General features: G+C 32.1%; 13 protein-coding genes. 2 read left to right on the top strand and 11 right to left on the bottom strand.

What is annotated here, in order from left to right; translation table 11 throughout:
• Nucleotides 1–20 precede the first annotated feature (20 nt).
• Together KLA_RS09405 and KLA_RS09400 are read left to right on the top strand one after the other, a co-directional pair.
• Nucleotides 21–1,286, top strand: coding sequence for a hypothetical protein (locus KLA_RS09405; protein ID WP_034645306.1), 1,266 nt, complete (start codon nucleotides 21–23; stop codon nucleotides 1,284–1,286).
• A gap of 24 nt (nucleotides 1,287–1,310) precedes the next feature.
• Complete coding sequence (locus tag KLA_RS09400) at nucleotides 1,311–1,943, top strand: hypothetical protein (RefSeq protein ID WP_034645303.1); 633 nt, start codon at nucleotides 1,311–1,313, stop codon at nucleotides 1,941–1,943.
• 95 nt (nucleotides 1,944–2,038) lie between these two features.
• Here KLA_RS09400 and bglX read toward each other — a convergent pair whose 3' ends face one another.
• The 11 genes from bglX to KLA_RS09340 all read right to left on the bottom strand — a co-directional run bounded on the left by bglX (nucleotide 2,039) and on the right by KLA_RS09340 (nucleotide 21,073).
• On the bottom strand, nucleotides 2,039–4,315 hold the full coding sequence (bglX, locus tag KLA_RS09395) for a beta-glucosidase BglX (protein WP_034645340.1): 2,277 nt from the start codon (nucleotides 4,313–4,315) through the stop codon (nucleotides 2,039–2,041).
• 7 nt (nucleotides 4,316–4,322) lie between these two features.
• The gene (locus KLA_RS09390; protein ID WP_034645300.1) at nucleotides 4,323–5,972 is read right to left on the bottom strand and encodes a family 16 glycosylhydrolase; all 1,650 of its coding nucleotides are present in this window, start codon (nucleotides 5,970–5,972) and stop codon (nucleotides 4,323–4,325) included.
• Nucleotides 5,973–5,984: 12 nt separating this feature from the next.
• Nucleotides 5,985–8,075, bottom strand: a complete 2,091-nt coding sequence (locus tag KLA_RS17570) for a PKD domain-containing protein (RefSeq protein ID WP_051456077.1) — start codon at nucleotides 8,073–8,075, stop codon at nucleotides 5,985–5,987.
• A gap of 11 nt (nucleotides 8,076–8,086) precedes the next feature.
• Nucleotides 8,087–9,562: a RagB/SusD family nutrient uptake outer membrane protein gene (locus KLA_RS09375; RefSeq protein ID WP_034645297.1), complete on the bottom strand. Its 1,476-nt coding sequence runs from the start codon at nucleotides 9,560–9,562 to the stop codon at nucleotides 8,087–8,089.
• Between the two features lie 11 nt (nucleotides 9,563–9,573).
• A complete protein-coding gene (locus KLA_RS09370) occupies nucleotides 9,574–12,609 on the bottom strand; it encodes a SusC/RagA family TonB-linked outer membrane protein (protein WP_034645295.1) in 3,036 nt (1,011 codons plus the stop codon).
• 240 nt (nucleotides 12,610–12,849) lie between these two features.
• Nucleotides 12,850–15,651, bottom strand: coding sequence for a triple tyrosine motif-containing protein (locus KLA_RS09365; RefSeq protein ID WP_051456076.1), 2,802 nt, complete (start codon nucleotides 15,649–15,651; stop codon nucleotides 12,850–12,852).
• A gap of 70 nt (nucleotides 15,652–15,721) precedes the next feature.
• Nucleotides 15,722–16,699 (bottom strand): hypothetical protein, encoded by a 978-nt coding sequence (locus KLA_RS09360; protein WP_034645292.1) that lies wholly within the window; start codon nucleotides 16,697–16,699, stop codon nucleotides 15,722–15,724.
• Nucleotides 16,700–16,762: 63 nt separating this feature from the next.
• Complete coding sequence (locus tag KLA_RS09355) at nucleotides 16,763–17,644, bottom strand: DUF6268 family outer membrane beta-barrel protein (protein ID WP_051456075.1); 882 nt, start codon at nucleotides 17,642–17,644, stop codon at nucleotides 16,763–16,765.
• Between the two features lie 80 nt (nucleotides 17,645–17,724).
• On the bottom strand, nucleotides 17,725–18,084 hold the full coding sequence (locus KLA_RS09350; protein WP_034645290.1) for a hypothetical protein: 360 nt from the start codon (nucleotides 18,082–18,084) through the stop codon (nucleotides 17,725–17,727).
• Between the two features lie 135 nt (nucleotides 18,085–18,219).
• Complete coding sequence (locus tag KLA_RS09345; RefSeq protein ID WP_034645327.1) at nucleotides 18,220–20,136, bottom strand: OmpA family protein; 1,917 nt, start codon at nucleotides 20,134–20,136, stop codon at nucleotides 18,220–18,222.
• Nucleotides 20,137–20,146: 10 nt separating this feature from the next.
• A complete protein-coding gene (locus tag KLA_RS09340) occupies nucleotides 20,147–21,073 on the bottom strand; it encodes a type IX secretion system membrane protein PorP/SprF (RefSeq protein WP_013622819.1) in 927 nt (308 codons plus the stop codon).
• Nucleotides 21,074–21,103: the final 30 nt, after the last annotated feature.

Raw genomic sequence — 21,103 nt, 5'->3', positions numbered from 1 at the left:
ACTTAACTAACCAAATGTCTATGAAAAACATAAAACTATTAATTCTCTTATTATTTACAACTGTATTTGCTAGTAAAGCACAAAGTATTGAAGAATTTATAAGCAATAAAGCTTCTGCAACTTGTAATTGTATAGAGAATATAGATTATATAGACAGTCAAACAGATTTTGAATTAAAACTAAAGTCTTGCGCTGCGCTTAGTGCAAAAGATTCTACTAGAGTACTTAAACAAACTACTTTTAACGAGTATGATAATCTTTTACAATCTAAATTATTTGAAAATTGCACTGCTATAGAAACTAAATTAACAAAGCTTAGAGAAAGTTACTTAATTACTAATATGGACTCTTTATACAACACAGAAAAACAATATAAAAACATAGAAGAAGGCTTACTTGGTAGTTATGGATTATCTTTTGGTAATAGATCTCCAGAGGGTAGCCCAACATTATTTCTTTACCATAATAATAATTATGTAATAGTTTCTTTTGGAGAAGTACAAACGGGCACTTGGCGCGTTGTAAAAGAAAAATATTTACATTTAAATCCTAATAAAACTAAATATCCTTTTAGTGTATACGGTCGTTACAACCCTAGTATTGGAGATTCTACTAAAACCTCTTTTTTGGGTGATAGATTTAGTTATATAACATTAATTACATACAATAAAACTACTAAAACCCCTGTAAACTTAACTCCTATTTTTAACAAAGATGCCAATTGTTTTGATTTTCCCTACATACATAAAACAGCTAGTGTGCCCCAACAAATATCGTTAGCATTTAACCAGTCTTATGAAGAATCTGAAGATCAAAAAATAACACTATACAGTTTTAAAAACACTACTAATTTTAATGACTTTATTATTTTTGAGTATACAAGAGCAGAAAATAAAATGCCTATTAGAGTTTTAATAGATGGTAACAAATTAGTATTTGGAAAAAAGCAAATAACAGAAAAATCTGCTTTACCAAAACCAGGCTCTGAAAATGACTCATTCATAAAAGAAATGTCTGCCATTAACTTTACTCCCAAAACTATGTATTATAACTTTGGGTATAAAGAGTTTAAAAGTGAAGAAATAAACTCTAAAAGTTACAAATACAATAAAAAGCTAAATAATTATAAATACAAAGGAAAAGTTCCGCGTACTTACGAAGAAGAAACAAGTGATTATCACAACTTTTTACAAGTAAATAAATATGAAATGTTACAAGATGTAACACAACAACAAAAGCAATTTAAAATAAATAAAAAGTCTATAATTTACACAGTTTGCGATTAAAAATAAGCTATAAAAAAAGATAAAATGGGATTAAGTATTACCAGCGGCATTTTAGCTGACTTTATAAATAATGAGCCTGAGGGCTATGAGGCTTACAAAGCTGAATTTGACCAAGTAAATAAGTTACTAGAATTAAATGGCTACAAACCACATTTAGAACCTAATGAATTAGGTGTAGATCCGTTACACGTTGGTGGCTTTCCGTATTCTTTTCTTCATTATTTAAGACGTTTTTTTGCATATCATATGAATGATGAAAATTGGACTCCTATTCCTTTTGATGAAAATTTAGATCCTGCAGCAGATACCATTGTAGAAGAAGAATCTTCTATGTTTTATAGTCACCTTTTAGTACACTCAGACTGCGCAGGGTATTACATTCCTATAGATTTAGAAGACGTTATTTTTGATACTGAAGAAATAAACGTACCTGGAGCTATGATTGGTTCTTCTTATGGTTTATTAACAGATTTAAAAAGCGTTGCAAAAAAGTTAGGTGTAGAATTAAATGAAAATTTAGAAGTACAAAACAAAGAAACTCTCTATAAAAGTATTGATAATCAAGGTGATTTTTGGATAGAAAAAATAGTATGGCTAACACTTTATGAAGCTGCTAATTATAGTATAAAAAATAAAACAGCTATTGTTTTTAATTAATATCTATAAAACTACATTTTATTATAATTTAAAAAACCTCAATTACATATAATTGAGGCTTTTTAGCAATAAAAATATAATTACAAACTATAACTTTACAATGTAAAATCTTCTTCTAAACTTGTATAAGAGCTTCCTCCCACAAAAACTTTAAACTCACCTGGCTCTACTATAAACTCTCCTTGATTGTTAAAAAAGCCTAGTTCTTTATTTGTTAGTTTTAATGTAATGGTTTTGGTTGTATTTGGCTCTAACTCTACCATTTTAAAACCTTTTAACTCTTTTACCGGTCTTGTAACACTCGCAAACAAATCTCTTATATATAATTGTACAACCTCTTTACCTTTGTACTCACCTACGTTAGAAACTGCTACAGAAACTTCTACCTCTTCATTGGTTAATTTGGTCACTTTTAAATTTTTATATGTAAATTTTGTATAGCTTAAACCGTGCCCAAATGGATATAACGGCTTGTTACTTTCATCTATGTAATGAGACCAAAAAACAATATCAGGATTGTCTGTAGATGGTCTTCCTGTATTTTTATAGTTGTAATAAATTGGTACTTGACCAACGTTTCTAGGAAAAGTCATTGGCAATTTACCGCTAGGGTTATAATCTCCATACAAAACCTGTGCTACAGCATTACCAGTTTGTGTGCCTAAATGCCAAGCTTCTACTATTGCAGGTATATGTTCATCTGCCCAAGTAATAGCTAAAGGTCTTCCGTTATTTAAAACCAAAACTATATTTTTATTAACTGCGTAAACAGCTTCTAAAAGTTCTTGTTGTACCCCTGGCAAATCTAAACTTGTTCTGCTACGAGCTTCACCACTTTGGTAACCGTGCTCACCCAAAACCATAACAACTACGTCTGCATTTTTAGCTGTATTTATAGCTTTAGAAAATTCACTTTTATCTGTAGTATTTATTTTTAATTCAAAAGCAAATTCTGCTTTACCAATAGCAACATCTGCCCCTTTTGCATAGGTAAGTGTATTGTTTGGGTAATTTTTCATTCCTTCTAAAACAGACACTGCAGTACTGTCTTCTGCTGCAATTCTCCAGCTTCCTAAAGGACTAGTTTTATCTGCTGCTAAGGCACCAATTAAAGCAATTTTTTGTCCGTTTTTCTTTAAGGGCAATAAATTGTTCTCGTTTTTAAGTAATACAATAGATTTTTTAGCTACATCTAAAACTGCTTCATTAATTGCTTTGTTGCCAGTTACCTCTTTTTCTCTTTCTTCATTACAGTACTTGTAAGGGTCATCAAAAAGTCCTAGCTCGTACTTTACTTTTAAAATTCGCTTTACAGCATCATCAATAAAATCTGCAGAAACTTTGTTTTCCTTTACTAGCTTACTCAATTCTTCTACGTAGGCATAAGATTCCATATCCATATCAGATCCAGCATTTGCTGCTAACTCTGCTGCTGCATTTAAGTCTTTTGCATAACCGTGAGCAATCATTTCTTTAATAGATCCCCAGTCTGAAACCACAAAACCATCAAAATTCCATTTATCTTTTAAAACCTCTCTTTGTAAAAAAGCATTTCCTGTTGCAGGTATTCCATTTAACTCATTAAATGAATTCATAAATGTTTTTACACCAGCATCTACACTTGCCTTAAACGGAGGGAAAATTATATTATTTAAGGTAGATGTACCTACATCTACCGTATTGTAATCTCTACCAGATTCTGAAAATCCGTAACCAGCAAAATGCTTAGCACAAGCCACAATTGTAGCCTTATCTGCTAAATTACTACCTTGAAAACCCTGCACACGAGCTACAGCAATTTTAGATCCTAAGTATGTATCTTCACCTGCTCCTTCCATAACACGTCCCCAACGAGCATCTCTAGAGATATCTACCATAGGGGCAAATGTCCAATTTATACCTGCTGCAGAAGATTCTAATGCAGCTATTTCTGCAGATTTTTTAATGGCATTTAAATCCCAACTAGCTGCTTCTGCTAAAGGTATTGGGCTTAGTGTTTTATATCCGTGTATAACATCAAAACCAATAATTAAAGGAATACCCAGTCTAGTTTCCTCTACTGCTATTTTTTGTACTGCTCTAACATCTTTAACTCCTGTAACGTTTAGCATAGAACCTACATAACCTTTACGTAAATGCTCGTACTTTTTAGCTGCATCACCATCTTTTGGAGTTGGGCCTGTTACGTCCCAAAAACCATTGTATTGATTCATTTGTCCAATTTTCTCTTCTAAAGTCATTATAGCAAGTATAGAATCTACTTTTTTATCTATACCTAAACTTTCTGAAGCACTTTTAGACGTTGTATTAGTACAAGATAGTATACCAATTGCAAAAACAATTGATATACTATATATAACTACTCTTTTCATATTATTTTTATTGATAAACTCTAACATAATCTATTTCCATAGAATCCTGAACAAAACTAGGGTCTACCGTTCCCCCTAAAGTACCACCCATTGCTACATTTAAAATCATAAAAAAGTCTAAATTAAACGGCGTACTATCTGTGTTTGCATACGTTAAAAAAACAGTATCATCTACTAATATTTTTATTTCGTCTGTTGTCCACTCTACACTATAATTATGAAATTCTGTTGTAGATGTTTCATTGGCTATTTCATTTGTAAACGCATTACCAGCAAAAGCATCAGGCTGGTGTAGAGCTCCAGAAGTTTTAGATTTATCCTGGCCAGTTTGTTCCATAATATCTATTTCTCCACAATTAGGCCAGCCTACTTCATCAAAATTAGCTCCTAACATCCAAATTGCAGGCCAAGTACCTTGTGCGGCAGGTAATTTAGCTCTTACTTCTACTCTACCATATGTAAACTCACTTAAGTTTTCAGACTTTAACCTAGCAGAAGTATATCCTCCATTTTCTGCAATTGCGGTAATTTTTAATAACCCGTCTTCTACAATAACATTTTTAGAGTCATTAGTATAAGTTTGCAGTTCTTGGTTTCCCCAACCACCAGCACCTAAGTCATAACCCCACTTAGTAGCATCTGGTGCTCCATCATCGTTAAACTCATCAGACCAAACTAAGTTTGTAAAAACCGACTGAAAAGAGTCTTCTGCTGGACTAGTTTGAAATTTATGATACCAATACAATTCTGGGCTTAAACCATCTTGAGTTCTTACATACATTTCTGTATCTGATATCTCTAAAATTTCATAAGAAGAAGAGCTTACATAATACCCCATAAAAGCATTGTTAGAAAAGTTCATAACCGTACCTCTTGGTCTAAAATCTGGATCTGGAACTGTTTCCCAATCTATACTTGTTGGAGCTAATGAAACAATACTTGTTCCAGAAGTATCAAACTCAAAACAAGCGTCTTCGCCAGCATTTTGCCCTACTATATCTTGGTGACTAGCATTAAAAAAAGTACCACTATTATTATTTAACTGATAGGTTAATTGTCCGTCTGCGGTTAGGGTAAATATTAGCTCATCATCACACAAACAATTGCTAATTTCAATACCACATTTCTCAAACGGTTGTGCAGCAAAAAAAGAAGGAAACCAAAAAGCATCTGGAGCAATATCTGCATTACCACCAACACCTAAATGTGCAACTTCTGATGCTGCTAAATACCAAGTTCTAGTAGAACCTCCTGTTAAAAACTGTTTTACTTCAGGGTCATCAAAAGAGCTAAAAACTTCTACATCTACAGATGTGCTAGAAGACAAGCCTCCTGTACCAATAGCATTTACAACCACTGTAAATGTATTTACACCAACAACACTAAACCTGTGTGTAATTTCTCCAGACGGAGACACTTCACTAATTCCGTCTCCAAAATCAAACTTATAACTAATAGCATTAGTTGCATTTGCTTTTAAAGTAACAAAACCGCTACCATCTCCGTTAGGGTTAGCCTCGTCTACCCCTACAACAGTAGCTTTTAATGTTACATTAGTTGGAGCAATAATACCCCCTATAGTTACATCATCTTCCTGACAAGAAAATAATAGCAATACCGACAGAAAGAATATCATATTATATTTTATTGTTTTCATTTTTTTATCTTTTTATATTCTTACTAATTTATATTGCCAAAAAACACCAGAACCAGCTTCTACGTAAACAGACATTGTATTTGCGTCTATAAAAGAAACTGTATAGGTAATTTCACTAGGCACAGCTACATTAGGTAATTCTCCTTGGTTATTAGCCTTTGCTAAACCAATATAAGCACCTGTGCCACTTATTGTTACAGTGCCCAATGCTGCATCATAATTATACGTAGCAGTTGCAGAACCATCATGCGGAGCTACTGGAGTACCACAAGCATCAGAACCACCTTGCCAGCCTTCTACCCAAGTCTCAGCTCCTAGGTTATTTGCAAAAGAACCATCTGTACCAAACACATATGTATCATCATAATAACAAGCTCTTAACCCTACACAGTCTGCGTCACAATTAAACCAACTAATATCTCCAGGAGATGGTCCAACACCTAAAGAACCTGCCTCTTCTGCTAATTTCCAGGTACCTGCTATTGGAGAAACAACAGCACCGTCTCTTACTAGTTTATACTGCCAAAAAACGCCAGAACCTGCTTCTACGTATACAGAAATAGTGTTAGCATCTAAAAATGAAACATTATAGGTTATAGAACTTGGTACCGCAACGTTTGGTAATTCTCCTTGGTTATTGGCTTTTGCTAAACCAATATAGGCGCCTGTACCATTTACGGTAACTGTACCTGCTGCTTCATTATACGTATATGTTGCTGTAGAAGAACCATCATGCGGAGCTACTGGAGCACCACAAGCATCAGAACCGCCTTGCCAGCCTTCAATCCAAGACTCAGACCCTAAATTATTTGTAAAAGAACCATCAGATCCAAATACATACGTATCATCATAATAACAAGCTCTAAGAGCTACACAGTCTGCATCACAATTAAACCAACTAATATCTCCTGGAGACGGTCCAACTCCTAAAGAACCTGCCTCTTCTGCAAGTCTCCAAGTACCTACTAAACCTGTTGGTATGTTAGATGGTGCTTTGTAGAAGTATATGTTATCTATAAACACTGTACCTTCTGCCCACGGTGTACCTACAAATTTTAACTGAAAAATTTCTGAAACTGTTAAACCTTGATTTGTATAGTCTGACAAAGGAATATCTATAGTTGTCCACTCACCTGCAGATAAACTAGATGTTACAGGAGCTTCTGTAACTACACCAGACGCATTGTTAATTAATGATATTTCTAAATTTGTTGCATCACCAGATGTCCAAACATCTAAATGTAAATATTCCATTTGAGAAACATCTATAGAAGTACCATCTGCTAAAGCAATACCTTGGTAACTTAAATTAATGTACTGTAACATTGTATCACCGTTAAGATCAAACTCTGTCCATCCGCTACCTTGACCACCTTGTCCCCAATCTGGAAAATAGTTTGTACCAGCAACATCATCATAAGCAGCACTGTAGATAGATATAACATCCTCTGGGTTTCTGCTTGGTGGTGTATCAGCAGAACTAAGTGGTTGTACAATTGCAGTAACCACAAACTCTTCTTCATAATCTGTAGTTGCTATTGCAGCACTCATTGCAACAACTTTTATGGTGTAAGTACCTGCTTCTTGATAGGTATAAGAAATTGATTCTCCTATAGCGGCTTCTAGAGGTTCTTCTGCTTCTGTTTCACCAAAATATACTTTATATGACAATGCAAAATCTGCATTAGCAGTTACATTTACTTGTTTAGATACTGCTTCATCATTTGCTATAGTTACAACTAAATTTTCTGGTGACTTAAATGAAACTTCTATAGTTTGGGTTACAGTTGTTTTTTTACCATTTAACCCAACAGCAGTAATAGCAACTTCATAACTACCTTCTGCATATGTATGTGCCACAGTACTACCTGGTTTAATAGCTTCAGAAACTTCTGAGCCATCTCCAAAATCTACCGTATAACTTGTAGCTCCTTCTGCAATAGGCGTAATGTTTACAACACCTGTATTGTCTTGTGTTACGCTCACTTTTGCAGACACATTAGTTGGGGCTGCAATACTATTTACGTAATCTGTATTATCATCTTCTGAACAGCTTATAAAAAATAAGCTAAAAAGAAGCAATGTATATTTAAATATCTTCATAGTTATGGTTTTTAATAATTAGGGTTTTGCTGCCAATTACCATTAGAAAACTGTATTTCTTCAATAGGAATTGGAAAGATTTCATTTTTACCTGCTGTAAAACCATCAATTTCTTGTGCTGCTTTACCGGTTCTAACTAAATCAAAAAAACGATGACCTTCTCCTACAAGCTCTACTCTTCTTTCATTTGCAATTGCATCTGTTAACGCTACACCAGTAGCTGTAACATCATTTGGTGCTCCAAAAGCTCTTTCTCTAACTCTGTTTAAATAAGTTTGTGCTTTGGTATCACTAATTTCTCCTCTATTATAGGCCTCTGCCGCCATTAATAAAACATCTGCAAAACGTATTGCTCTGTAATTATTAGGGTTTGTAAGATTTTGATCTCCTGTGTTTAAATCTCCTTTTCTGGCAATGTATTTTCTGTTGTAATACCCTGTATGTTCATTACCTGTACTAAATGTGGCGCCTGTTTGTGCAGCCCATGCATTTATATCTAAAATGGCTACTTCTTTACGTAAATCTCCGTCTTCAAAAGCATCTACAACTTCTTGTGTTGGAACATTAAAGCTAAACCCAGAGTCAAACTCTGGTCCTGAGTAATTTCTAATTCCGTTAAAACCTACAGCTACATTACCCTCACTACATTGTAAACAACCAAAGCCTGCACCTTCTGCATCAGAGTATTGAACCTCAAAAACAGATTCAACTCCGTTTTCTCCGTCATTTTCAAAAATGGTATTGTAATCTGTTACTAGATCATATGGTCCGTTTTGTATTAAATTATCTAAAACAATAGCTGCTTCAGAAAATTTTTCTTGATACAAATAAGCTTTGCCTAACAAAGCTTGTGCTGCACCTTTGGTAACCCTGCCAACTTCTGGTGCTGTATACTCTAAATTATCTATTGCAAATTTTAAGTCTTTTTCTATTAAAGCATACACCTCTGCAACAGAAGATCTTGGTAAAGTTGTTTCTTCACCTAGCTCAAAACGAGTTTCTTTAACAGGTACAGGACCAAACCATTTTACCAGCTCAAAGTAGTAATATGCCCTTAAGAAGCTAGCCTCTGCAATTATTACATTTTTGCCTTCAAACTCGGTTTTATCTTGAAATTCTAGTATAAAGTTTGTTCTACTAACGCCTGCAAACATCCAGTTCCAGATGTCTCTTAAATTACTATTTACTGGCGTATGTATCATATCATCAATTTGTTGAAAACCAACTACGTCTGTAGCGCTTTCTCCTCCTGCTAAGGTATTATCTGATGCTATTTCGCCTAAAATTACGTTTACATAGGTAGACTGTAACAAGTCATAAGCACCAATTAACGCATTGTAATAATCTTCTTCAGAATTAAAATAATTTTCTGAATCTATACTATACCTATCTACTTCTTCTAAATAAGAATCGCTACAAGCATTGTTTGTTATAACACATAGTGCAACAAACAAACTAGTGATGGTTTTATTTATATATGTTTTCATTTTTTTATGTTTTATATAGAAAGATTTATACCTAAAATAAACTGTCTTGAAACTGGGTAAAAACCGTAATCAATTCCGCTAGAAAAGACATCTAAATTTCCGTTTTGATTAACGCCTTGCGCAGCAGGATCATAACCATTGTACTTTGTAAACGTAAATGCATTGTTAACAGAACCGTATATACGTAATTTGCTAACACCTATTTTTTGTAAAAACTCATCTGGTAATGTGTAGCCTAATTGTATATTTTGTATTCTTAAAAAAGATGCATCTTCAACAAAAAAGTCTGAGAATAACCTGTTAGTAGTTGCTCCTATGGTTGCTCTTGGCACTGTATTACTAGTGCCTTCTCCTGTCCATCTATTTAAATAAAGACTAGATCTGTTAATGTTAGGTTGGTCTCTTTCATAATTACGAACCATTTCTTTACCTAACTCTGCATACATATAGGTTCCAAAATCTAAGTTTTTGTAGTTAACTCTTAAATTTAGTCCCATAATATAGTCTGCCTGTGCTTTTCCTAAATATGTTCTGTCTGCAATGGTAATTTCACCATCATTATTGGTATCTACATATTTTAAATCTCCAGGAGCTGCTGCAGATCCCAAACCTTCTTGTGATGGGGCTGCATTTACCTCTGCCTGGTTTTGAAAAACACCGTCTGTTTTAAGTCCGTAGAAATAACCAATAGGTTGGCCAACTTCCATACGCGTAATTGCTGGCTGACCTACGCTAAATGAACCACCTTCTGATACAATATTATTATTTACAGATGTTACTTCACCATCTACTTTTGTAACATTATAACTAAGATCTACAGATAGGTTATCTGAAAAACTCTCTTTATAGTTTACAAAAAACTCAACACCTTTTGTGCGTGTAGTACCTGCGTTAACCGTTGGTAAACCAGCACCAGGAGCAGATGCACCTAGTATACCAGATACAGGAAAGTTTGCTATTAATAAATCATTACGATCTTCTACAAAGTAATCTGCAGTAAACTGTAATTTATTGTTAAACAAGTTTAAATCTAAACCAATATCTAATTTATCTGCAGTTTCCCAAGTAGCTTCTGGGTTAGGAATTCTTCCGTTTGCTGTACCAGTTACCAAACCATTGTTTAAAACGTAAGTAGCCTCACCACTAAGTAATGCTCTATAAAGATCTACTCCCACATTGTTACCCAAAGAGCCATAACTAGCTCTAAGCTTTAAAAAGTTTATAACGTCTGAATCTTCTAAGAAAGCTTCATCTGAAATTATCCAACCTGCTGTAGCAGAAGAAAAATAGTCTATTCTGTTACTTGGTGAAAAGTCTGATGTACCATCTCTACGCACCATTGCAGAAAGTAAATATTTTCCTTTATAATCATACTGTAACCTTGTAAAGAATGATGATAATCTAGAATCATAAATATAAGAACTTGTAGATTTTGCTTCGCTTAAACCATTTGCCAATGATATGTCTGCAAACTCCCAAGAGTTGTTAGGAACATCAAAACCAGTACCTTGTAAATTATCTCCCCAAGCTCTTTGTGCACTTGTACCTAAAGTAATTGTAGCGTTGTGATTTTCTGCAAAAGTCCTGTTATAAGTAATAAAAGTATCCCAAGTGTATGAGTTGTTGGTGTTTTTTGTTTGTGTAACACTACTACGGTCTGTATTAAAAACTTTACCAGAACCATAGTTTACAATTGGTGCAAATGATTTTTGCGTATCATTATATGATTTTAAACCTATACGAGATGTAATTTTTAATCCGTCTAAAGGTTCATAATCTAACTGAAAAGTACCTTCTATAGAATTACCGTTGTATTTGTTGTAGGTATTTGCTATTTGTGATAAAGGGTTTATAACCTCATTACCTAAAAAGCCTGATGCATCTTCTTGATCTAAGGTATATGTTGGCGCGTAATTAAGCGCATTAAATAAAGGAGAGCCTAATGCATTTTCTCCTATTGTTTTTCTAACATTATTAAAGTAGTTAGCAGATGTGGTAAATTTTAATTTATCTGTAACATCAAAACCCAATTTAACTTTAACGTTGGCTCTAGTAAAATTAGATTTATCACTAGCTATAATACCATCTTGCTCTAAAATAGAACCACCAAAGTAATACGTACTTTTTTCTCCACCACCTGTAAGTGATACATTATGGTTGGTAATTGGTGCAGACTCAAACAACTCATCTTGCCAATCTGTACCTGTGCCTAAATTGCTAACATCTGTATATGGCAAATCTTGACCATTTGCTGCATAGCTCTCATTTAATAACAATGCATATTCTGTTGCATTTAAATACGGTAATTGTCTTGTTGTTTGCTGTATACCAGTGTAACCGTTGTAACTAATTTTTAATGCCGAGTTTTTTCTACCACTTTTAGTAGTAACAAGTACAACTCCGTTTGCACCTTCTATACCATAAATGGCAGCTTGTGCATCTTTTAATATTGAAAAAGACTCAATATCACTTGGATTAATACTGTTTAAATCTCCTTTATAACCATCTATAATTACCAAAGGCCCGTTATCTCCGTTAGAGTTTACACCTCTAATAGTAATATTAAATTGCCCACCAGGAGAACCAGATGGTGCCGTTACAGATACACCTGCAGAAGTACCTTGTAATGCTTGTGCTGCATCTACAGGTCTAAGCTCTTCAATTGTTTCTGAACTTACAATAGAAACGGCTCCAGTGATGTCTTTCTTTTTTTGACCTCCATAACCAATAACAACAACTTCATCTAACTTAGAAACGTCTTCAGTTAAAATAACGTTTAATGTTTGCTGATTTGTAATTTTAATTTCTTGAGTAACATACCCTAAGTAACTAAACTGAAGTATTGCATTTTCTGGTACATTATTAATGGTGTAATTTCCATCAAAGTCTGATACCACTCCCTTAATAGTATTTTTAATAATTATACTTACTCCAGGAATGGGAAAACCTGTTCCCTGTTCTGTAATTGTACCCGAAATATTATTTTGTTGTGCTAAGGATACGAGACAAAAACAGACTGTAAATAATAAGCTAAGTTTTGTTTTCATAAAAAAGTTTTTGTTGTACTCTCAAAATTAAAAAGTATTGTTAAGAAATTCTTAATTTAAGACACAACAAAAAACATACACAACAAAAAAATATAGCTTAAAATACTAATATCATAATTAAACCATTGGTTTTACTGGCTTTACAATAAGTAAGAAAATAACACAAATTTAAAACTCACAATTAATTAAAATAGTTAATGTTGTGGTAATGTATTGGTAAAATTAAAAAATGTAGTAGTACTATAATTCCAAAATATAGCTAGTTAAACTTGTCTCATGCGGTAAATTCATTTTTTTTCGCAAACGATATCGCTTTACCTCTACACTTCTAGGTGAGATGTTTAATAAAGGAGCAATTTCTTTAGAAGATAAATTTAAACGCAAATATGCACACAGTTTTAAATCGTTTGGAGTAAGTGTACTGTGCTTGGCTTTTATTTTATTTAAAAAGTCTTTATCTGCATTATTAAAAGCTTCTTGAAATAGTTTCCAATCATCTGTATTGTTAATATTTTTATCAATTATTTTAATTACAGAAGAAACCTTATTTCCCAAATTAGCTTTTATAAGTTCTTTTTTAATGGTATTTAAAAATTCATTTTTCTTTATAATACTCATTGTAGAAATTGCCAATTCTCTGTTCTTATTTTCTATGTCTAGCTTTAACTTCTCGTTATTTAACTGGGTTAATTGCTGTTTATTTTCTAGTTCTTTTCTAGACAGCTTTTGTTGTGTTTTTAACAGCGCTCTTTTTTGTTTGTTTTTATAATACACATCTATTAGTTTAAAAAGTAACACACAAGCAAAAATGTATATTGCAATTGCTATGTTAGATAGGTAAAAAGGGCGTTCTATAGTAAAGGTGTAACTGGCTGTGTTTGTTGTATTGTTACCAGATTTTCCCCTAACGTTAAATGTATATTCACCGTACGGTAAGTTTTCAAAAAGCTGAGACGTATTTTGTGACCAATTAGACCATTTGTTTGACAAGCCTTTTAATTGATACTGGTACTTATTTTTTACAATTGTATTAAAAAAAGGAAAACTATAATGAAAAGCTATATTGTTTTCTTTGTTTTTTAGCGTACTACTCTCAAACAAATTTACTTTAAATTTAGGATCATCCCTTTTGTAAGCCTCAATAGAGTTTATATTAATATTTAATTGTTCTGTATCTGCTTTATTTAAGTTATTTAAAACCAAATAACCGTTAGATGTGCCTACCAAATAACCAATATCTCCTACTTGAGTCATATTTTCAAAACCTGCTACACTATTTACTACATTACGTGCTACAGGTATGTTTGTGAGTTTAGGCTCACTACTAATACTACCAAAACTTAAAATAGAAATGTTATCATTTGCGTAACGCCATAGTTTTGTACTGTCTTCCTTTATTTTCATTAATGTTGTTAAACTACTATAATCCTTAAAAAGATTTGAGTACATAGAGTCTTTAACAAACTCATTATTTTTTAATGTAAATATGCCTTGAGATGATGAATAAAGTAAAGAACCATTAAACTTTATAATATTAGAACCACTGCCCTCTTTAGACACAGATAAATACTCTTTGTTAAGTACTTTTTTATAGTCTGCATCTACTTTAAGTCTGTACAGCCCTTTTAACTCATGATTAACATAAATGGTGTTTCCTATATTTTCAAAAAAACGACTAGACATATTTAAGCCTTCTAACCGGTTTTTATACTCCCAACTTCCGTTTTGTTTTTTAAGTATGTGTAGGCCGTTATAATTACCTTGTAAAACAAGGCTTTTATCTTTATTAATAGGTTTAAAATCCCAAGTGCCTGGAGCATTTTTAATAAAGTTTTTAATTTTATTATTTTCAATAATTAATGTTCCCTTATCGTGACCACAAAAAAGAGTGTTATCTATATTTTTTAATATCCAAACTTGTCCTTTTGTACCCGGAATAAAGTTAAAATTTGTTTGCTTTTTAATTTCTTTATAAAATAAACCTTGGTTGGTACCTAAGTATAAATAACCGTTATGTACTATAGATGTGTAAACAGTTCCTAACTTACCATCATTATCTGTAAACACGTTAAACCTAGACGAGTTATTTATAAAGTTAATACCATTATCCAAACCTAACCAAACATTTTTAAAGCGGTCTTCAAACAAAGAAAGTACAGTGTTATTACTTATTCCTTTTTGTCTATTAAGTTTATATTTTAAAGATCCGTCTTCATTTAAAAAATAAACACCATTAGATATTGTTCCTACAACTATACCATTATCTTTAAGTTTTATAGCATTGTAAACACTAATTTTATCAGTATTTAATGAGGTAATCCATTTTACAGGCTCTTCATTTTTAATGGTATAAAAACCATTATTTTCTGTAAGGTATAGTAATTGGTTATTTTGCTTTAGTATGGTAATTATTTTATTTTCTTTAAAAAAACTACTGTTACTTACTGGTTTTCTCTTTTCATTTTCAATTTTAAATAAACCAACACCCAATTCTTGATAATACAATGTATTGTCTACATATATCATTTTACCTATAGTAGCTTTAGCATCTATACGTTTTACTTCTTTTTTTTCTAGGTTGATTAAATATATTCTTGATAGTGATTGAAAAATTATCCAACCATCTATATTTTCTATGTTCCAAAACTGTTCACCGTCTACTAGTTGAAGATTTAAACTTTCTCTTAAAGAATAGTACTCTAATACACCTAAAGCATTTTTTTGCCAGTAACCAAAGTCCATAAAACTACCTGTAAAAACCTTGTCTCCAATAGCTTTTACAGAGCGTACAATAGAGTTATTGGGCACTGCATATAATTTCCATTCTGCACCGTTGTACTCTAATAACCCACCGTTATTTGCTATATAAATTAAGTTGTTTTGGTTTTGAGAAATATCCCAATTTTGGTTTTCTGCTGCATATTGTTGCGGAGTAATAATACTAATTGGTGGTAACTCCTGTGCTTTTGAAATAAAACACAATAAAAAAGGGAAAAAGAAAACTATTTTTTTTGACAACATAAATGGTTTGGAAAGTATCATAAAATTGTATGCTACAATATACAATATTCTATGTTTTTTAGCACAAAAAACAAACTAGATTAGCGGTTAACTATAGTAAATTGTCTTTTTCATACTCTAAAACTTCATCAATAGATTTATGCTCATCTAAAGAAACAAACGCAATGTGTTGTGCTTGTTTTTTAAACAAATTCCAATACACAACAACATAACCATTTATTGGTGATACATATACTCCTTTTTTAGCCTCTTCTAGCTCTTTTTTTGTTCTTTTATGCTCTGTGTAAGTTACCCAAATAACTCTACTAAAGTCTACTTTATTAACTAATGTACCATAATAATTAGCTAATTTAAGTGCGGGTTGTTTACTTTCTAAATATTCATTTTTTACAGTGTTAACCAGTAAACTAACCTCTTTAAAAGATTTATCTTCTTCATTTAACGATATATCTTTTAACTCCCATTTATCATTTTTTTGCTCTACAAAATGTTTTAGCAAAGGGTATTCATTATCCTTAAAACTCAAGTGAAGCGTAAAGCTGTGGTAATACCCCAATTTATCTGTGTCTTCTTTAGCAAATAAATTTAAAAAAAATTGCTCTTTTTCTAGAACTTCGTTCTCTGTATAACTTTTATCAAAAATTAACTCTATAAAATTATAACTCCACTTTAAGTCAACCCCAAGAGGTTTCATTTTATCTGAAATTACTGCTTGTGTAGCCACAACTTGTTGTTTTTCTATATAGGTCTCATTAAAAGATAGTTCATTTGGATATACAGATGCAACATCTTTTTGTTCTACTATTTTACTTGCATCAAAAGTTAAATGCATTTCTACATTGGGGTTCCTTGCTTCATAAATTACAACAGTAAAGCAATTAGGGTTCATTGTAGCAGTATTAAAAAAACGCTCTAAATTCTTATATTTTAGAGTTGTACCATAATTGTTTTTTAAAAATAATTCTAAATTTTTAGCTGCACTTTTGTTAGATAAAATGTGCTTAAGTTTTACATACAAAAGTGTTACCACAACCACTACAATTATTAACGGTATTGTTTCTCTTATCATAGAAGTAAAAGTAATATTACGCTACAATAAATATGTAACGGTTTATAGGGATATTAAAAAAAATTATTTTTTTATACGTATTCCCGTACCAAAGTAAATGGTATTTTTTTTATCTACGGTAGATACCTTGTCGTTGTCTTTATTTCTTAACTCTGCGGTTTCCATAAGTACGCCAGAAAAATTACAAAAAAGTTCTAGGTGATCTTTTATTTTAAACTCGTAGCGTAACCCACCTAAAATAAGAGATACATTTATTTTTTTTGCTAAATCTTCTTCGTTATTAACAGGTAAGCCTTCTTGTATATTGGCTGTAAAACCGTCTAATTCTGTTACCAGTTTTAATCTAGATTTTTTAGAGATATGGTATTGTAAGTTAGACTTAGGAACGCCTAAATTATAAGACCATTTTGGATGAAATTTACGGTAGTAACTAATAAAAGGTAATGGAAAAGAAATACCTCTGTTTTGCGAATAAGATACTCCTACTATTAAACGGTAAGGCTTGTCAATAGTAGTATCATCACGTTTATCATTAATAAAAACTACATCACCTGCAAAGACAGCATCTTCAAAGGTAATTTTACTGCCTAAATTAGAGCTAAATCCGGGAGTAAAACGTACACCCAAACGCCAATCGTTTTTTAATTTTTTAATGTATGCTAGGTTAAACTCTAACATCTGAAAGTCCTGAATAATATCTGTATTAAACTTAGCAATTTCAGGATCAAAAGACATTTCTATATTGCTATAATCTAAACCTAACAAAAGGTAATTGCTATTTTTAAGTTCTATTGGGTAATTAACAGCTGCACGAGCTCTACTGTATCCAAAATTAGAGTTTCCTCTGGGTAAAACCTTATATTCTAATCTAGCAAAATCTGATATTTGTCCGGTTGCGGTTACAAAACACAAATAAAAAACAAATAACAGATATCTATACCTCATTCACTACAATTAAATTATTAATAATTATTAAAAAACTCTGCAAATTTACCAATAATTTAGGCAGTGCCCTATATATTATACTATTTAATTAGCTCTTTTTCTGCTATTGCTTTAGTATAATCTGCTTTAATAGTTGGGTGACTATTAAAAAACTTTTTACTGTTTTTACGTTTTAATGTAACCTCAACATCACCATTTTTTTTAGTATTTACGGCCGTAACCACAACAGTAAGGTTTTTTAGGCTTTTGTAATTTGCAAGTCCACCTCGTTTAATAATAAAGTTTTTTCTGGGTAAAACTAAATGTTGATAGGTAGCTGCAGATGCCGCACCTATTTTAAGTTCTGTTCCTACTTTAATCTCTGAATTTAAAGGTGTTGTGTTTGCGTGTAACGCTACAACCAAACACAAACTCATTACTAATGTTATAACTTTTTTCATATTTCTTAATTTTTAACCCTAAAAATAATCAATGACGTAATATTAAGCCAGTATTTTAAAGATACTTTAACAAAAACAAAAGCACCGTAAAAACGGTGCTTTGTGTTCAAGATTTGGGGAAAACTAGTCGTATTATTATTTAGCAACAATTATAAAGTCAGATCTTCGGTTAACTAGGTGCTCTTGCTCTGAACATTTTACACCGTTGCTACATTTATTTTTAAGTTTTAATTCGCCAAAACCATTGGCACTTTCTATTCGGTCTATATCTACTCCCTTAGACACTAAATATCTTCGGGTAGATTTTGCTCTGTTGTCCGACAACTCTAAGTTATAAGCATCTTTACCCCTAGAGTCTGTATGCGATTCTATTTTTATTTTAGTCTTTGGAAACTCTTTTAAAACAAAAAGCACTTTTTGTAGTTCTATTTCTGCTCTTGGCGTAATATCGTATTTATCATAATCAAAATAAATAGGTTCTACATTAATTTTTTCTACGTTATCCTCTTTCACAATTAAACTCTCAAAAGGTGTTAAATATACTTTATTATTTAATGATGGTTCTTCTGGGTTTTCTTGAGTTGCTATTGTTATTGTTTTTTTAGAATACTTATCCTTAGCAAATACAATTTTACTTGTTTGGTTACAAGGTAAAATAAAATTATAATACCCATTAACATCTGTTTTACTATTTTGTATTAGCGTGTCATCTTCATCATAAATAGCAACTGATACTCGCTCTAATGGCTGTTTTGTAAGCTTATTATATACATTACCAGAATACTCTAAACAGTTTACAGGTTTTGCTCCTTCAAAATGATAAATATCATCATCTCCCATACCTCCATAACGGTTAGATGCTATGTAGCCGCTGTTTGAAGCCATTTCTCTAATAAAAGAAAAATCGTCCATATTACTGTTTATAGGTTTCCCCATATTTAATGGTAATGAGTACTCACTATTTGGTAGTATTTTAGACGCAAAAATATCTAAGCCGCCTAAACCATAATGTCCGTCTGATGAAAAATACAATTCGTCCTTATCTACAAAAGGAAACATTTCTCTACCCCTTGTATTTATAGTTGGCCCTAAATTAACAGGTTTACCAACTACGTCTCCAGATGCAGATAGCTCTACAACATAAATATCACTAGAACCATAACCGCCATCCATATTAGATGTAAAGTAAAGGCGTTGCCCATCTGCGCTTAATGCTGGGTGGCCACAAGAATAGTTTTTACTATTAAAGCTTAAAGACATAACGTTTACCAACTTATTATCTGCAATTGTACCCTTTAATATTTGCATATTAGACAACCCATCTGCATTGGCATTAAGTTTATTTTTTTTAATAAAATTACGGGTAAAATATACTGTTCTTCCATTATTAGAAATTGCTATGGTTGCGTCATGAAAACTAGACTCCATATTTTCTAAAAACTTTTCTGGTACAAAATCTTCTTGTTTAGGGTTTGTAAAATACAAATCTAAATACGGTTGTTTGTTCCAAGGGTAAAGTTTATTAGACTTAGCAGTGTCTCTTGCAGATGCAAATACCAATCCTCTTGAGTACATGGCAGGTGCAAAATCTGACTTTGAGCTATTAAAAGGCATATTTTTAATAGTGTATTTTGGTTTTGTCTTAGAAATACTATCTAAATACGCCTTTTGTAATAAAATCATTTTTAATTTGGTAGGATTGGTGTAATACTCTTTTAAAAGTTCATCTGCCCTATCTATATGCATACTAGCTTTTAAACTTTGTACCAATTTTATTAAGTTACTCTCTCCTACTTCTTTTCCTTTTATGCTATATAACTTACTATACCAATCTTTTGCATTTTGGTAATCGTTTATATTAAAATAACTATCTGCCAAACGTTGTATAACGTGTAACGATGGTTTTCTTTTTTCTGATGCTACACTTGAATATAATTTTATAGCTTCACTAAACTTAAAATCTTCAAAATATACATCTGCTCTATCTTCTTTACTTTGTGCTACAGATAATGAAGCAAAAAGTATACTTAAAATGAATAAACTTTTTTTCATATCTATATTTTTAAAAGAATCTTGGTGATAATGCTCTCTTTTTAGAATTGAAAACACTGTACTTTAAAATAACTTCATGAGAACCATTATTGTAATCTCCTAAATCTGTTAACGTATAGTCATACGCATAACCAACAAATAACTCTTTAGTTATGTTAAAGCCTGCTAATGCACTAACGGCATCATCATAACGGTATGCTGCTCCAATACTAAATTTATCATTAATTAAAAAGTTACCAGAAACATCTACCGTTATTGGTGCTCCAGATACGTGTTTTGTTAAAATTGTTGGTTTAAATTTTAAATTACCAGACAAATCAAACACATAACCACCCATTACGTAGTACTGGCTTTTACGATCTGTAACAACCTCATCATTATCTTTTAAAACAGATGAATTAAAAAGGTTTTGGGTAGATACACCTGCGTACCATTTTGTACCGTACATAAATGCTCCTATGCCTAAAACGGGACGTACATCTTTATTGTTTTCATTAAAAACAGGATCCATATTATCTTCATAAGATCCTTTAGACCAATCTATGTTTAAAATGTCTACACCAGCGTTTATACCTAATGATAATTTAGTTACATAACCTAAAGGCAGTTCATAAGCAAAATTACCATTTACAGTAATGTTATTAGATGCTCCTAATTTATCATTAATTGCACTTAACCCTAAACCAACTTTTTCTCCAAACTTACCCTGTATTGAAAAAGACTGGTTACTTGGTGCCCCTTCTAAACCTACCCATTGGGAACGATGTAAAAAGGTAGCCTCTAACTTGCCACTTGTACCAGTGTAACCAGAGTTAAGCGCCATAGTGTTATGCATATATTGTGTATACTGTGGTGCTTGCTGTGCATTAGAAGCACATATGCCTAAAAAGCCAAGCGCAAGCAGTAATTGGTATTTTATATTTTTGGTTAATTTCATTGTAATATTCTTTTGGGGTTGTTGTGTAGG

This window comes from Cellulophaga geojensis KL-A (assembly GCF_000568425.1).
Classification (GTDB): Bacteria; Bacteroidota; Bacteroidia; order Flavobacteriales; family Flavobacteriaceae; genus Cellulophaga; species Cellulophaga lytica.
The sequence above is the reverse complement of the archived record's forward strand: the minus strand, read 5'-3'. Positions and strand labels throughout refer to the sequence as shown.

Coding starts and splice junctions, on each gene's coding strand:
- KLA_RS09405 (WP_034645306.1), top strand. CDS start 21: ATGAAAAACATAAAACTATTAATTCTCTTATTATTTACAACTGTATTT.
- KLA_RS09400 (WP_034645303.1), top strand. CDS start 1,311: ATGGGATTAAGTATTACCAGCGGCATTTTAGCTGACTTTATAAATAAT.
- bglX (WP_034645340.1), bottom strand. CDS start 4,315: ATGAAAAGAGTAGTTATATATAGTATATCAATTGTTTTTGCAATTGGT.
- KLA_RS09390 (WP_034645300.1), bottom strand. CDS start 5,972: ATGAAAACAATAAAATATAATATGATATTCTTTCTGTCGGTATTGCTA.
- KLA_RS17570 (WP_051456077.1), bottom strand. CDS start 8,075: ATGAAGATATTTAAATATACATTGCTTCTTTTTAGCTTATTTTTTATA.
- KLA_RS09375 (WP_034645297.1), bottom strand. CDS start 9,562: ATGAAAACATATATAAATAAAACCATCACTAGTTTGTTTGTTGCACTA.
- KLA_RS09370 (WP_034645295.1), bottom strand. CDS start 12,609: ATGAAAACAAAACTTAGCTTATTATTTACAGTCTGTTTTTGTCTCGTA.
- KLA_RS09365 (WP_051456076.1), bottom strand. CDS start 15,651: ATGATACTTTCCAAACCATTTATGTTGTCAAAAAAAATAGTTTTCTTT.
- KLA_RS09360 (WP_034645292.1), bottom strand. CDS start 16,699: ATGATAAGAGAAACAATACCGTTAATAATTGTAGTGGTTGTGGTAACA.
- KLA_RS09355 (WP_051456075.1), bottom strand. CDS start 17,644: ATGAGGTATAGATATCTGTTATTTGTTTTTTATTTGTGTTTTGTAACC.
- KLA_RS09350 (WP_034645290.1), bottom strand. CDS start 18,084: ATGAAAAAAGTTATAACATTAGTAATGAGTTTGTGTTTGGTTGTAGCG.
- KLA_RS09345 (WP_034645327.1), bottom strand. CDS start 20,136: ATGAAAAAAAGTTTATTCATTTTAAGTATACTTTTTGCTTCATTATCT.
- KLA_RS09340 (WP_013622819.1), bottom strand. CDS start 21,073: ATGAAATTAACCAAAAATATAAAATACCAATTACTGCTTGCGCTTGGC.